The sequence below is a fragment of the Kitasatospora sp. A2-31 genome, from assembly GCF_022288725.1.
Classification (GTDB): Bacteria; Actinomycetota; Actinomycetes; order Streptomycetales; family Streptomycetaceae; genus Kitasatospora.
Window position 1 is genome coordinate 330,035 of record NZ_JAKNTA010000007.1, and the last position, 14,210, is coordinate 344,244.

General features: G+C 71.7%; 10 protein-coding genes. 1 reads left to right on the forward strand and 9 read right to left on the reverse strand.

The annotated features are described in order from the left end of the window. Positions 1-10: 10 nt before the first annotated feature. The 9 genes from MCM47_RS21705 to MCM47_RS21745 form a co-directional block, all read right to left on the reverse strand. Entirely contained in the window at positions 11-2,314 is a 2,304-nt protein-coding gene (locus MCM47_RS21705; protein WP_238863313.1) for a Helicase associated domain protein, read from the reverse strand. A gap of 246 nt (positions 2,315-2,560) precedes the next feature. After that, positions 2,561-3,532, reverse strand: a complete 972-nt coding sequence (locus MCM47_RS21710) for an aminoglycoside phosphotransferase family protein (RefSeq protein WP_238863314.1) — start codon at positions 3,530-3,532, stop codon at positions 2,561-2,563. A gap of 8 nt (positions 3,533-3,540) precedes the next feature. Further along, the gene (locus tag MCM47_RS21715) at positions 3,541-5,508 is read right to left on the reverse strand and encodes a glycoside hydrolase family 15 protein (protein WP_238863315.1); all 1,968 of its coding nucleotides are present in this window, start codon (positions 5,506-5,508) and stop codon (positions 3,541-3,543) included. A 35-nt stretch (positions 5,509-5,543) separates the two neighbouring features. Continuing rightward, on the reverse strand, positions 5,544-6,374 hold the full coding sequence (locus tag MCM47_RS21720) for a nucleoside 2-deoxyribosyltransferase domain-containing protein (protein WP_238863316.1): 831 nt from the start codon (positions 6,372-6,374) through the stop codon (positions 5,544-5,546). Beyond that, complete coding sequence (locus MCM47_RS21725) at positions 6,371-6,889, reverse strand: LuxR C-terminal-related transcriptional regulator (protein ID WP_238863317.1); 519 nt, start codon at positions 6,887-6,889, stop codon at positions 6,371-6,373. Before MCM47_RS21725 ends, MCM47_RS21720 begins: the two co-directional genes overlap by 4 nt. Before the next feature lie 32 nt (positions 6,890-6,921). Further along, positions 6,922-8,451 (reverse strand): Mur ligase domain-containing protein, encoded by a 1,530-nt coding sequence (locus MCM47_RS21730; protein WP_238863318.1) that lies wholly within the window; start codon positions 8,449-8,451, stop codon positions 6,922-6,924. 87 nt (positions 8,452-8,538) lie between these two features. Further along, a complete protein-coding gene (locus MCM47_RS21735) occupies positions 8,539-9,948 on the reverse strand; it encodes a glutamine synthetase family protein (RefSeq protein ID WP_238863319.1) in 1,410 nt (469 codons plus the stop codon). Further along, positions 9,945-11,438 carry an amino acid permease gene (locus MCM47_RS21740; protein WP_238863320.1) on the reverse strand — a complete coding sequence of 498 codons (1,494 nt, stop codon included), beginning with the start codon at positions 11,436-11,438 and terminating at the stop codon, positions 9,945-9,947. Before MCM47_RS21740 ends, MCM47_RS21735 begins: the two co-directional genes overlap by 4 nt. A 70-nt stretch (positions 11,439-11,508) precedes the next feature. After that, positions 11,509-12,507 (reverse strand): hypothetical protein, encoded by a 999-nt coding sequence (locus MCM47_RS21745; RefSeq protein ID WP_238863321.1) that lies wholly within the window; start codon positions 12,505-12,507, stop codon positions 11,509-11,511. Positions 12,508-12,854: 347 nt separating this feature from the next. On the opposite strand from MCM47_RS21745, the gene MCM47_RS21750 reads away from it, so the two are divergent. Further along, the gene (locus tag MCM47_RS21750; protein ID WP_238863322.1) at positions 12,855-14,186 is read left to right on the forward strand and encodes a DNA-binding protein; all 1,332 of its coding nucleotides are present in this window, start codon (positions 12,855-12,857) and stop codon (positions 14,184-14,186) included. Positions 14,187-14,210: the final 24 nt, after the last annotated feature.

Here is a 14,210-nt window from a genome sequence, read left to right on the forward strand (position 1 = left end):
CTGGCGCAGGTCACTCGTTTTTCCCCCCTTCGGATTCAGCCTTGGAGCCTGTGACCACGACCGGCTGGCCGCGGTCTTCCTGCGTCTTCACTCCTCCAGGGCGGTGCAGGCCCGACTGGGGAGCCGGAGGCCGAAGGTGCGGTGCTTCTCCAGCCCGGCGATGAAGGTGTCGGCGTTCCTCGTGCTGCGGGTCGGTCGTGCTGTCGGGATGCGGGGGGAGTTCGACGCCGCATGCCGTCAGTTCGGTGTGCTGCCACAGCGGCAGCCGTCCCTGGCGGGCGTTCTTTCGGCAGTTCTTCAGCCAGTTCCCGAGGCGATCGCGGTCACCGCCTTGGTCCGATGGCGGTACGCGGGCATGGCCGTTCTCCGCCACGAACTCCCTCAGCAGCTCGATGTTGCCCAGAAAGCGCTCCTCCGCGACGTCGGCCACGAATCCGAGGGCGTCCAGTTCGCGGCGCTGGTCGGCGCTGAGGAAGTCGCCCCGCCTTCGCCTGACACGGACCTGGGAGCCGAGGGGCCGGCCGTCGGGCGTGACGTATCGGCTGGGCACCAGGAGGTTGCCGTGCGCGGCCTTGTAGTCGGTCAGGTCCTGGAGGAACTGCTTCCATTCGGCGTCCCCGGTGTGCCAGACAACACCGAGGTCTTCGAGCCGGCATACGACGGAGGCGGGCAGGGAGTTCTGGCGGTACCGGTACTTGGCATTGTTCAGCCACTGCCCGGTCCTCTCCCCGCTGGGGCCGATCCAGTCCCGCGCGACGCGCAGGTGACCGGCCCCGGCGCGAAAGGCCCTCAGGTCCGCCAGGTGCCGCTCCCGGCGGGAACCGGTGGACAGCACGGCCCTGGTGGTGATCGCTTCGATGAAGCCGGCAGAGATCTCGCCGACCCCGCTGAAGGAGATCCACTTGGGCAGCCCCAATGGCTGGGCCGGTCGGTCGGGGCGGTCGCGGGCGCGTCGCATGCGGGTGAGGTGGCGGTAGAGCCGTTCGTCCATGGCGGCCATGGCCTCGACGGTGGCCAGGACGGTGTCGAACCCGCTCTCCTCAACGGCGTTCGCTGCGGTAATGGCCGGGACGATAATGGCCGCGACCTTCTCGCGGCTCCGGTCGCCCCGGCGCAGGGCCCGTCCGGCGATCTGGGTGACCTCGATCTTCGAACGGCGCGGGTCGACGATGGCGACGGCGTCGGTCTCCGGGCAGTCGAATCCCTCGATCAGGAGCCGGGAGTTGGTGAGGACCGCGAGGCCCTCGGTGCTCGACCGGAAGCGGTCGAGGATCCGGCGGCGCACGGCACGGTCCTGCCGGCCGTGGACGTGTCCGGTCCACAGCGAGGCGGGCCGGTGCTCGGGCGGCAGGTGGGCGACCAGGTGCTGCAGGAGTTGGGCGAAGGCGCGGGCCGCCGCGACCGTCGAGTGGTAGGTGATCATGCGGCGGGAGCCGCGCTCCGCGGCCGCGCGCAGGACCGCGACGGCTTTCGCCACGACACCGGCCTCGACGTGCATGGGGCCCACCGTCAGGAAGGTGCCCTGGCGGACGAGGTCAGCGACGGCCCGGGCGGAGGCGTCGGCGATGACCAGCTCGTAGTCGGCGAGCCGGCCCCGCTCGATGGCCTCGCCCACGGAAAGCCGGTGGACGACGGGCCCGAACCGGTCGGGCCGGACCGGTATGCCGTCGGTCCCGACGAGGTCCCTGAGGGTCGCCGTCAGAGACACCCGGAGCCGGGCCGGAACGAGCCCATCATTGTGGATCCGCGCCCAGGTGTTGCTGTCCGAGCGGTGCAGCTCGTCGGCGATGACGAGGTCCCAGGCACCGGCGCCGGACTGGTGGGCGGCGATCACGATGTGCAGGCTCTGGTAGGTGCAGACCACGGTGATCCGTCGCCCCGTCGCCCTGAGGTCGCCAAGCTCCCGAGGATCGCTGACGACCCGGGCACCACGGCTGGCGGAGGCGTCACCGAGGACCCGCCGGTCCGAGCAGATCACGATCACCTCGCCGAGGGCATCGGGGCCGAAGGCGCCGGCCCATTGGTCGAGGGTCTGGCTGACCAGGTCCAGCGTGGGAACGGCGATCAGCACACTGCCGGTGCGGGGGAGGACCTCCTGCGCGATGGCGCCCGCGACCACGGTCTTCCCGGATCCGCAGGCCATCAGGACGACGACCTGTGGAGCGGTGTTCAGCGCGGCGGTGGCCTTGTCGACCGCCTCGTCCTGGTCCGGCCACAAGGTCACGCCGACGAACGCACGCGGACGCCGGGCAGGGAGGGAAGGGGCGGCTGCGGGCAGGACGGCGTCCTCGATCCCGGGGGCGGTGCGAAGCATGGGCGTCCTAGCGAGGAGCGGGCGGCAGGAACGGGTGGTTGGCGGCGGCGTGGCGGTGCGGGTGAACTGGTGGCGTCGGCGCTCCGTGGTGGTGCGCTCGGGCGGGGTGTCGGCCACGGCCCGGCCGACGCCCGGACGGGCAGGGGGTCGCTCGTCACGGCGTCCTCTCCCGCAGGCCAGCGCGGGTGGCCGCCGGGCGTGGAGGACTGCGGCCGGGCGCATCCGCCTGGCCCGGCCACTGCTGGATCACTTGCTGCGCACCTCCCCGAGACGCCGCATCACGGGGGCCTCGCGGCTGTTCCATTCCCACGGGTAGGCGGCCAGGCCAGTGCCCTGGCGCCGCAGGCAGGCCGTCCGGTGTGCGGCCTCGGGCACCCACGCCGGGTCGTGTGATGCGGCTTCCAGGGCTATGACGACGCCGCATGCCGCGCGCAGCCGGGCCAGTACCCTGTATGCCGCGCCGTGCTGGACGGTGGTGACATCGAGACCGTAGGCCGTCCGGAAGTTCTCGTACTCGCGGGGGTCCGCGGCGAAGCCGTCCCTGGTCCAGGCGATGAACGCCAGGTCATAGAGGGCGGGTCCGAGACTGAGGGATTCCAGGTCGAGCAGTGCCGGTCCGTAACCGGGGCTCTGCATGGTGTTGAAGGTGTTGAGGTCGCCGTGCACTGCGACCGGGTCGCCGGGCCAGAGGTGAGTGGACCACTGGTGGCCAGCTGCCGTTACCTGCCCGCACAGCCAGTGGCGGTCGGCCGGTGCGAGGACCCGCCGGGGCAGGGCGGCGATCCTGGTCAGAAGCTGGCGGGCGGGGTCGAGTACCGGCAGGCGCAGGTGTTCGGGCACCGGAAGGGAGTGGAGCGTGGACAGTAAATGTGCCAGGTCTGCGGAGGAGACGGGGCCGCCGTCGCCTAGGTCCTCGCTGAAGGTCACCAGCCGCCCCTGGCGTGTCACGGCGGGCGCGCCCAGCGGGCGAGCCGTCATCACCCCGTTGTCCCGGAGCCAGTGGGCGGCCGTCGTCTGGCGCTGCACGGCGGAGTTGTCCTCGCCCGGCTTGTAGATCTTGGCGACGACGAAGGCCCGGCCGGTGGCGCGGGGAAGGCGCACCACCGTGTGCTGGCGGTGCTGGAGCACGACCGCACCGGCCGGGTCGAACCCGATGATCCCGGCGGCTTCGGCGAGCGCCGCCTCGCCCGCCGGGTCCAGAGCGCGGGACGCCCCCACGGCGGGGCTCACCGGATGCCCGGCGCGGGGCGGACGCGGGGGTGCGGGCGGTGGGCCGCCGCCCCGGTGAACACGACCGGGACGGGAGCGAGTCGCGGCACCGGTGTCGGCAGCGAGGGCGGGACCGGGAGGAGGCCCTGCTGTCCCTGGACGCCGTCCTCGGCCGGCCGCAATCGGACGGCGGCATCGGTCATAGCCCAGTGGGAGAACACCTGCGGGTAGTTCCCGAGTTGGCGCCGGGCGAGGGGGGCGTACTCCTCGGCGAGCAGGCCGAGGTCGCTGCGCAGGGCGAGGAGCCGGTCGAACAGCTCGCGGGCTTCGGCATGGCGGCCGATGGCGGCGAGGCCCTCGGTGAGCCAGAACGAGCAGGCGAGGAAGGCGCCCTCGTGGCCGGCGAGGCCGTCCACGTTGGCGCCGGGCGCCTCGTGGGTGGCGTAGCGCAGTACCAGGCCGTGTTCGGTGAGTTCGTGCTGGATGGCCTCGATCGTGGCGATGACGCGCTTGTCGTCGGCGGGCAGGAAGCCGGCCTGGGGGATCAGTAGCAGGGAGGCGTCGAGGGCCTGGCCGGCGTAGTACTGGGTGAACACACCGCGCTCGTCGACGCCGTGGGTGCACACGTCGTGGTGGATCTCCTCGCGCAGAGCGGCGAGGCGGACCAGCACGGTGGGATCGGTGGTGGTGCGGCGCTCCAGCATTCGCAGGGTCCGGTCCACGGCGATCCAGCACATGACCTTGGAGTGCGTGAAGTGACGTGCTTCGCCGCGGATTTCCCAGATGCCCTCGTCCGGCTCCCGCCAGCGCAGCTCCACCTGGGCGATGAGCGCCAGGAGCAGGGCGTCGACCTGCGGTGAGGGCGGCAGGCCCACGTCCTCGGCGAGCAGCAGCGTGTCCGCGAGTTCACCGAACACGTCGAGCTGGAGCTGGCCGACGGCGCCGTTGCCGATGCGCACGGGCTGGGACTGCTCGTATCCGGGCAGGTGGTCCAGGACCTCCTCGTCCAGGTCGGTGTCGCCGTTGATGCGGTAGATCGGCTGGAGGCGCTCGGGGGTGACCGTGTTGACCAGCCACTGCCGCCAGCGCCGGGCCTCCTCAAGTTGTCCGAGTCGGATCAGAGCGGCGATGGCCAGCGCGCTGTCGCGCAGCCACACGAACCGGTAGTCCCACTGGCGTTCGCCGCCGATCTGCTCGGGCAGGGAGGTGGTGGGGGCTGCGATCACGCCGCCGCCCGGGTGGCACATGGCCTTGATGGTGAGGGAGGAGCGCACCACGGCCTCGCGGTAGGGGCCGCGGTAGGTGCCCCCCCGTGCCCACTGCTCCCAGTGCTCCACGGTCGCGTCCAGCTCGGCGAAGGCGTCCGGCGGGATGGGCGCGGGCCTGTTGGAGGGCTTCCAGGTGAGTGAGAACGCGATGCTCTGGTGGGCGTGGAGGGCGATGTCGGCCCGGCACACCCCTTCGCGGTTGACGATGTGCGAGGGGCCGTCGAGCCAGTACGCGTGCGGGTAGGTGGTAGCCGACAGACGCGGGGTGCCGTGGTTGAAGCGCTGGATCGTCGGCAGCGTGGCGCCGTAGTCGGTGCGGGGGCGGATGACGGAGGCGACACGCACCACGCCGCTGACGCACTCGACGATCCGGATGATCTGCGGTTCGGCGTTGTCGGTGACGTCCGGGGCGGGCATGAAGTCGATGACCGCGAAGGTGCCAGTGTCGGTGTCGAACTCGCTGCGCAGGACCATGGTGTCGCCCAGGTACTGGCGGCGGTCGGCGGCCGGCGGCGGGGAGCCGTCGTAGACGGCCGGGCCGATGCGCCAGAAGCCGTGCTCGTCGCCGCCGAGCATCGAGGCGAAGACGGCCGGGGAGTCGAAGTCGGGCATACAGGCCCAGTTGATGGCGCCGTCCGGGCGGACCAGGGCGGCCGTGCGGGTGTTGCCGAGGAGGGCGAGGTCCTCGATCCGGAACGGGGCAGGGGTGCGGAGCATGTGGTCGGTCCTGACGTGGGCGGGAGTAGTGGTGGTCAGCCGCGGACGGCGGCCGGGGTGGCGAGCGCGGCGAGGGCGGCGGTGACGGTGTCGGCGAGCGTGTCGGCGACGGGCAGCCACGGCATGAGGTTCGCCAGCAGGACGCGGTTGGCCCGCTGGACGGGGTCGGCCGGATCCGAACCGACGATCACCGTTCCGCCGTACGGCGTGAACAGGCTGGCCTCGTAGCAGTCCTGCACGCGCACGTGTCCGATCGGGTTCCAGAACAGGACGGCGCTGGTGCGGCGGATGTGGGTGTGCTGCCAGCCGAAGGGGGCCCATGCGGCGTAGGGGTCGGTGGCGGGGTTGCGGGAGGGGCGCGGGTTGAGGACGGTGCCGCCGAAGCCGGCATCCGCCAGCAGGTCGACCGCTTCCGACTGCCAGTCCGGGCAGCCGACGGTGGCCCCGGCGAGGAACACCGACGGCAGGCCGTCCGGCTCGAACGGCTCCGGCGCCTCGATGTAGCGCAGTCGTTCCGGTCCGCCGTCGCGGCGGCCGGGAGGACGCTGGTGGGTGGGTGGTGTGGTCATCTGGTCTCTGTGGTCGAAGGGGTGCGGCCCTGGCCCGAATGGCCGCCATGGGTGGTGCGGGTTGTGCTGCTCAGCCGGTGCGGCCGGGGTCGTGCGGGGCGGCGTGCGGTGGTTGACCAGGCGGTCGGCGACGCCAAGGGTGGTGAGGGCTGTTGCGGCGAAGATGGCGAGGTAGACCGGCTGACCGAGGGTGGAGAAGTGCGCCAGCAGGTGGACGGCGGAGCCGCCGACGAGTACGCCGAGCAGGAAGCACAGCACGGCGAGGGCGATCCGCCCGGGGTTCGGCCGGGCGCTCACGGCGCCGCGCTCCTCGTCCCGGCGGTGCGGGCGAGCGGTTCGGCCGGCCACGCGGGGTCGATGTCGCTCAGCAGCACCAGCTTGGCGAGCACGCCGACGACGACGGCTTGGGGCTGGGAGTCGACGTTCAACGCGGTGAGGAGGGTCTTGGTGTAGCTGCGCATGGTCGTCGTGGAGATGCCGAAGTCCGCGGTCAGCTCCGGGGTGCTGTGACCGCCCGCCCAGCCGCGAAGGGTCTGCGACAGGCGCGGGGCGAGGGAGGGCTTGATGGTCAGTGCCCCGCTGGGGTGCACGGGCTGGGTGACGATGCGGTGGGCGGTGGCCCAGCCCGCGAGCTGGAGGACGGTGCGGTTGCCGGTCGTGACGAGGACCGCCTCGATCGCGCTGCGGACCCCGTCCGGGGCCAGCCGCGTTTCGGGGTCGGCGGCGATCTGCTCGAAGCTGGCTCCGGCGGAGGCCAGGACGATCAGCCGACGCTCGGCGGCGGCGAGGACGGGCAAGGGCGCGGTGAGCACAGCGGTGTCTCCAACAGGGCGGTTCGGACGGTTCACAGGTGCTGTGGGATCGGCGCCCCCGGCGCCGCCAGGTGGAACAGCAGCCGGGCCCCGAGCCGCTCGCACTGCCCGGTGCCGACGACCAGGACCAGGTCGCCCTCGGCGGCCAGCTCACCGATGATCTGCTCGGGGCCGGGCTCGCACGGGCCCGAGCGGGCATGCTGGACCTTGCCGTCGCCGAGCTCCCGGCGGGCGGCCTGCTCGACGGCGTCCAGGGGGTCGGGCGCGGAGTGGTGGACCAGTGGGGTGCTGACCGGCAGCAGCAGTGCGTGGTCCACGCCTTCGAGCGCGGCACCGAGTTCGGCCGCGTGCTCGCTGGTGCGGGCGATGCCGTCGGGCTCCAGGACGACGAGCAGGGAGCCGTCGGTGAGCATCCGGGCGGCCTGGACGTCCTGGGCGATCTCGCGCGGATGCCGCGCTCGGGAGTCGACCACCGCGACATCGCGCTGCATACCGACTGGGGCGAGCGAGCGCTCCACCCCGCGGAAGGAGGCGGCGCGCTCGGCGACGGCCTGCGGGTCCTCGCCGAGCACCAGGGCGGTGGCGATGGCCGCGCACACCGCCAGCGCGTGGTGGCGGCCAGCCACCGGGAGGACGAAGGCGTGGTCCGTCTCCTGGTAGCGCAGGACGACGCGGAAGTCCGTGCCGGTCCAGCGCGGTGTCATGATCCAGACGGTGGAGGCGGGGTCGGTGCCGACGGTGACCACCCGCTGGTCGGGCACGGGACGGTCGCCGAGGCGTTCGCGCAGGTTCGCCGTGCTGGTGTCCCAGGTCGGCAGGACGACCACGGCCGCGTTGCGGGCGAGCCTTTCGGCGGCGTTGAGCCCGGCGATGTTGTCCTCGAAATGCGGCGCATTGGCACTGGTGGCGAGGATCAGCGCCGCGGCGAACTTGGGCTCGGTCGTCAGGAAGTGCGGGGCGGGGCGGTGCTGCCAGGCACCGGGCGGAGCGGCCTCGTGGGTGCCGGCGTCCGGGCACAGGTCCACGACGACCCGCCCTCCGTCCCCCGCGTGCCCGGCGGCACCGTCGCGGGCCGGGGCGGTGAGCACCCAGCCCGTCCGCCCGTCGTCGAGGACGTGCGCGAGGGCGGCTGCTGCGGTCGTGGTGCTGTGGCTGCCCGCCACGGCCACCGCCCCGGCACCGGCCTGAACGGAGAGGGCTTTGAGCGCGACGGCACGGCCGATGATCGGCAGCCGCAGCACCTGGGCGCGGTCCAGCTCGGGGTGCGGTCCGGCGACGACGCCCGACCAGACCACTGCCGTGCGGTCGGTGCGCACGTGCCCGGCGTCGAAGCCGACGTGGACCCGGACGCCTGCCGCTTCGAGCGCGGCGACGACGGGGCTGGTGCGGGCGGCCTCGGGGATGCTGCCGGTGACGTCGGCTCCGGCCTTGGCCAGCCACCGGGCCAGGCCCTCCATGCCGGGGGCGAGGACGTCGACCAGATGCACGGCCGTCAGCAGGCCGGGTACGGCCGGCCGCGGGTCGGTGCCAGCCACGGTCTCGGGGCGGGTGGTGGTGTCCATGGTGTTCTCCAACGGGGAAGCAGGGCGTGGGGGTTGGGTCCGGGCCGGGCGCGGGGAGGGGGATTCGACCCGCGACCGGCCCGGGGCTCATGCCTGGGTGAGACCGCGCTCGACCTCGGCGTCGGTGACCACACGGGCGTGGTGGTCCAGGTCCATGCGGGCGATCCGGGCCAGGTGCGCAACCACCCGTTCCTCCAGCAGCTCACCGGCCAACGTGCTGGCCTCGAACGCGCCGACTGCCTCCTCCAGCGACTGCGGCACCAGCGGCACATCGCGCCGCTCGTAGGCGTCGCCGCTGACGGCGGGCGGGGGCTTGAGGCCGGCCTCGATGCCGTGCCGGATTCCGGCGAACACCGCCGCCAGGGCCAGCAGCGGATTGGCGTCCGCACCCGGCAGGCGCACCTCCAGCCGCAGGCTGCGGCCGTGGCCGACCACTCGCACCGCGCACGTCCGGTTGTCCCGGCCCCACGTGAGGCGGGCCGGCGCGAAGGAGTGGTCGCTGAGGCGCTTGTAGCTGTTCACGTACGGTGCCCAGAGCGGGGCGACCTCGGGCAGCACGGCCAGCAGTCCGGCCACCGCCTGCCCGCCCAGCTCCGACAGCTCGGTCCCGTCCAGCGGGTCGGCGGCCAGCACTGGCCGGTTGTCGAAGTCGGCCAGCGACACGTGCAGGTGCATCCCCGAACCGACCTCGGTGGACGGTGCCGCCATGAAGGACACCGTCATACCGGCCTCGTCCGCGACCGTCCGGGCGGCGTGCTTGAACAGCACGTGCTGCTCGCACGCCGTCACCGCCTCCCCGTACGGGAAGGTGACCTCGACCTGACCGGGCGCACCTTCGCCCTTGACGGCTTCGACCGGCATACCGGCGGCGGCCAGGACCAGGCGGAGCCTGCGGCCGAACTCCCGCACCGTGGAAGGCTGGTCGAGGGCGTAGTCACGGTTCTCCCGGGCTGCGGGTCGAAGCTCCCGCCAGCCAGCCGCCGCCGCGTCCCGGGCGGTGCCCTCGTAGAGCACGAACTCCGTCTCGATCCCCACCGCCGGCACCACACCGAGCCCGGCGAGCCGGTGCAGCTGCTCGGCCAGCACTGTGCCCGGAGCCAGCGGGTGCGGCCACCCGCCGCTGATCGGCTCGGCGAGCACCAGCGCGGTCCCCGGCAGCCACGGCAGCACCCGCGCCCGCCCGTCGGGCAGCAGAGCGACGTCGCCGAACCCGGACTGCCAGGAGAACGGCCCGCTGACCGCCGGGGTCATGCCCAGGTCGGTGCCGAGCACGTACGCGCACATCTCCGGGGACAGCGCCCCCGACCGCAGCCGCTCCACCAGCTGGGCAGCGTCGTACTCCTTGCCCTTGAGCCGGCCCTGCGCGTCGACCGTCGCCAGCAGCACTGTGTCGAGGCCGAAGGCCGACACCAGCTGCTCCAGCGGCCCGGTCGGCGAGATCAGCACAGTCGGGGTCTTGGCCGCGCGGGAGCGGGCGGCCCGCATCGTCGCCCTCATACGATCTGCGCCTCGACCCGGGCCAGGTGCGGGTCCTCCACCACCGGGACGGAGAACTTGTTGCCGGCCAGCTTCCACCACGCCCACGCCAGCACGAGGACCGCGACCAACGTGATCGGCGCGTAGTTGAACGTCTCGACAGTCACGGGGGCGCGCTGCGGCAGACACACCAGCACCGTGAGGATCACGACCCACACCACGGCGGCGATCCCGACCGGCCTGCTCCACCGCCCGAGGTTCCACGGCCCGGGGGCGAACCGGCTGCCCTGCCGCAGCCGGAGGTAGACGGGGATGATGTAGGAGGGGCTCATCCCGATGACGTTCACGGCCGTCACCGCGCCGTAGGCGACCGGAGACCAGAGCGACGGGACAGCCAGGACGAAGGCGACCGAGACCGCCAGCCACACCGCAGGCACCGGAACACCGCCCGCTGAGACCCGACGCCACGTCGCCGAGCCGGGCAGCGCACCATCCCGAGAGAAGGCATAGATCATCCGCGACGCGGCGGTCGTCTCCGCGCTGCCGCAGAACAGCTGGGCCCCGATGACGACGAGCAGCAGCAGCTTCGCGCCGGTCGCCCCGAGCGCGTCCAGGAAGATCTGTGCAGGCGGCACCGCGGCAGCGGACGTCCCGGCGTAGTCCTGCACCGCGAACAGCAACCCGGCCAACAACACTAGCCCGGCCACGAGCGAGACCCAGATCGAGCGGACGATCCCCCGGGGTGCGGCGCGACGGGCGTCCTTCGTCTCCTCCGACAGGTGCGCGGAGGCGTCGTAGCCGCAGAAGGTGTAGCCGCCCAGCAGCAGGCCGATCACCGAGACGTAGACCGGGTTCGACCAGCCGGTCCCGTTCTCGAAGTGCGTGAACACCCAAGACGGGGACTGGTGCTTGGAGGGGACGACGGTGAGCACGCCGACGATCAGGGCGACGCCCAGCAAGTGCCACCACACCGAGACGGAGTTGAGCAGGGAGACCACCCGGACTCCGACGACGTTCAGCAGCGCGTGCAGCAGCAGCACGGCCGCGAATATCGCCAAGATCAGTCCCGGCGTCGGCGTGACGCCCCACTGCAACCCGGCGAAAGCGGCGATGAACGAGGCGGCGCCGTAGTCGATCCCGGCGATCCCACCCAGCAGCCCCAAGAGGTTCAGCCAGCCGGTCACCCAGCCCCACCGCGGACCGCCGAGCCGCTGGGCCATGTAGTAGAGGCCCCCGGACGTGGGGTAGGCACTAGTCACCTCTGCCAGAGCCATGCCGACCAGCAGCACAGCCAGGCCGACGCCGATCCAGCCCCACATCATCACCGCCGGGCCACCCGTCACCAGCCCGAACCCGAACAGCGTCATACAGCCGCTGAGCACTGAGATGACCGAGAAGCTGACCGCGAAGTTGCCGAACCCACCCATCCTGCGGACGAGTTCGGGCTCGTAGCCGAGCGACCGAAGATGCTGGTCCTCGGATCCGGACGCGGTGCGCGGGTGCCAGGACATGGCGAAACCTCCAGGGGAAGTCGGAAATCAGGCCCGGTGCAGCGCCGGGCGAAAGACTGGTCAGTGGCGGTCAGCCGGCGACGGCGTAGGACTGGCCCATCGCCTGCCGCAGCAGGCCACCCGGCCGGTCCGCCGCCATGCTCTGCCAGGGCTGCGCCGAAATGAACGGGCTCATGGCGGCGAACACCTCTGCCGCCTGCGGGCGTTGGCGACTCGCCCAGAGCGCGTGCGCGAGGTGACTCTCGTCCACCACCGGCCATCGCACTCCCTGCGCGAGCGCGGCCTGCCAGTGGGAGAAGGCGGCAAGCACCGTGTCGCGGACGGTCTGATCGTCCGTCCATTGCATCTGGACCGCTTCCTTGCTCTTGGCGCGGCGGTAGCGGTCGACATACAGGTACAGCGGCAGCGCGTGGAGGGCGGAACCGCGCGGTGCGCTGGGCAGGTAGATGGCCAGGAACTCGGTCGCCGGGCCAACCTCATTACGGGCCAGCCAGAAGCGGAGCATCCGGTGGAACGCTTCCCGACCCCACGGGTCGGTCCGGCGGGCCTGGTCGAACAGCCCCCACGGACCGGGCGGAAGCATCTGGTCCGGAGCCGGAACCCTGTGTTCGAGCCGCGCCTGCCCGAGGTCCAGCTGCGCGAGAGTGAGCAGCCCGAGCCACGGCACGGGATCGCCCCCGAGCACCGAAGCCGCCAGCCAGCACCACTGCCGGGCACCGCCTTCGAGCGCCACGGCGTCCCGCGAGGCCGGCTGCCGCTGGCCGACCAGCAGCGCCTGGTCGACAGCAACCCGGGTGTGCAGCGTCGTCAGGCCGAACGCGGTGGGCTCCTCGGCGCCCCAGTGACACAGGACATCGTTGTGACCGGCCACCGCGCCGAGGACCTGTGTGCGCGACGCCCACAAACCGGGGTCGCCCCAAGAGCTGGCCAGAAGCGTGCGTGCCGACCACCACTGCCCCTGTCTCAGCTCCTCGACCGCCGCCCGCAGTTCACCGTCGTGACCGGCGGGGTGTTGCACGAGTTGATCGGCAGCCGTGGGCGCTGATGGCATGACCTGTTCCCCCTTCATGGTCTGTCGAGTGCCGTCCCGGGTCAGCCGGTGAACCGAAGACGCGGGCAGGACGGCCAACAGATAGCCGGATGCACCTTCGGCCGAGCAGGCAGACGGGAGTTGACTGGATCACCTCGCGTACTGCGGTTCAGTGATCGGCGACTCACTGTCTCGTTCTGGCCAGAACAGCGCCACGACAGCCGGGTGTCATCTGTCGGATGGCGATGTCAGCAACACGTCATCGAGACGTCATCTCGTCAGATCGCGCTGTGAAAAGCCTTCTTGTCGGGTATTGCTAGAGCCAGGCTCTCCCCGCGCAGGTCGCGGTCGGGCCAGGTTGAGACCACGGGGGCGGAGGCTGCGAAATGGCGAACAAGACGCTACTGGGTGCCTTGGTCGAGAAGGAGGGATGGGAATTCCCGGACTTTCAAAGGGAATTCAGGGGCGCCGGGAACGAGCTGGCGCGCAACCTCAAGGACTCGCGGTTTCGCAACCTGGACATGTCGGAGGCGACGTTCCGGCGCTGGGTCGCGGGGACGGTCAGCCGGCCGACAGGGGTGTTCGTGCAGACGATCCAGCACCTGTTCGACGACAGACCGATCGCAGAACTCCTCGCTCCGCCCCGCGAGGGAGACCCGACCGCACTATCCCGGCAAGACCTTGAAAGAGAACTCGCGATGACCGCACGTGAAGCATCTGACCACGCCGCTTCCGTTGCGTCCGCCTTCCTCTCCGACCTGTCCATAGAACAGGTCCAGGAAGACGTGCGCCGCCTCGCCCGCACCTACAACAACCGGCCGCCATTCGACGTGCTCCGCGAAGCCCGGCAGCTCCGGGCAGATGCCGAGGAGCTCCTGGACCGCACCCACATTCCCGAGCAGCGCCAGCTGCTGCTGATCGCGATCGGCCAGACGACGGCCTTGCTCGCCATGACGGCATTCGACCTCGGCTCCCTGGGCGAAGCCACCCGACTTGCCCGGTCCGCCGGAATGTACGCGGAAGCCACTCGGTTCAACCCTCTGGCGGCGTTCGCGGCCGGCACGCTCGGCATGCTCGCCTACTGGGAGGGTCGTCCCAGTGAGGCGATCCGCTTCATCCGCCAAGCCAACTCCTTCACTGGGGTCGGTGCGGCCGGCCGGACCCGCATCGCCGCCATCGAGGCCAGGGCCTACGGTCACCTCGGCGACCGGCAGCGAGCGACGACTGCGGTCGAGCGTGCACTCGACCTCGACACCGCAGAGGTGGATGACCTCCACGACGAGGTCGCCGGGGAGTTCCTCCACGGCCCGGAGCGGATCTCGCGCTCGCACGGCACAACGTTCCTGCTCCTGCGGGACAGCGCGGCTGCCCAGGCGCACGCCCGGCATGTGCTGGAGCTTCAAGCCGCCCTGCCCGAGGCGCAGCGGATGCCTCGGATCGAGGCGGAGGCGCGGGCGGACCTTGCAGCGGCGCTGATCCTCGGCAACGAGCTGGACGAAGCCGCAGAGGTGCTGAAGCCCATCACGGCGCTCGCCCCCGAGCGTCGCGCCGCAGGGCTGGTCGAGCGAGTCGTCCACGTCGGCCGACTGCTCACCACGGAGCCCGTCAGGACCTCACCCGGCGCCATCGCGCTCAAGGAAGCGCTGGAGGAGTACACCCGGGTGGCCGCCCCGAGGCAGATCGTCGGTGGCAGCGTCGCACGACTCGCTATCGAATAAGCACCGCAGTTCGACAGGTGTGGG

What these genes read in the sequence shown, in the direction of transcription:
- MCM47_RS21750 (WP_238863322.1), top strand. Translation starts at nt 12,855, where the DNA reads ATGGCGAACAAGACGCTACTGGGTGCCTTGGTCGAGAAGGAGGGATGG.
- MCM47_RS21705 (WP_238863313.1), bottom strand. Translation starts at nt 2,314, where the DNA reads ATGCTTCGCACCGCCCCCGGGATCGAGGACGCCGTCCTGCCCGCAGCC.
- MCM47_RS21740 (WP_238863320.1), bottom strand. Translation starts at nt 11,438, where the DNA reads ATGTCCTGGCACCCGCGCACCGCGTCCGGATCCGAGGACCAGCATCTT.
- MCM47_RS21735 (WP_238863319.1), bottom strand. Translation starts at nt 9,948, where the DNA reads ATGAGGGCGACGATGCGGGCCGCCCGCTCCCGCGCGGCCAAGACCCCG.
- MCM47_RS21715 (WP_238863315.1), bottom strand. Translation starts at nt 5,508, where the DNA reads ATGCTCCGCACCCCTGCCCCGTTCCGGATCGAGGACCTCGCCCTCCTC.
- MCM47_RS21745 (WP_238863321.1), bottom strand. Translation starts at nt 12,507, where the DNA reads ATGAAGGGGGAACAGGTCATGCCATCAGCGCCCACGGCTGCCGATCAA.
- MCM47_RS21730 (WP_238863318.1), bottom strand. Translation starts at nt 8,451, where the DNA reads ATGGACACCACCACCCGCCCCGAGACCGTGGCTGGCACCGACCCGCGG.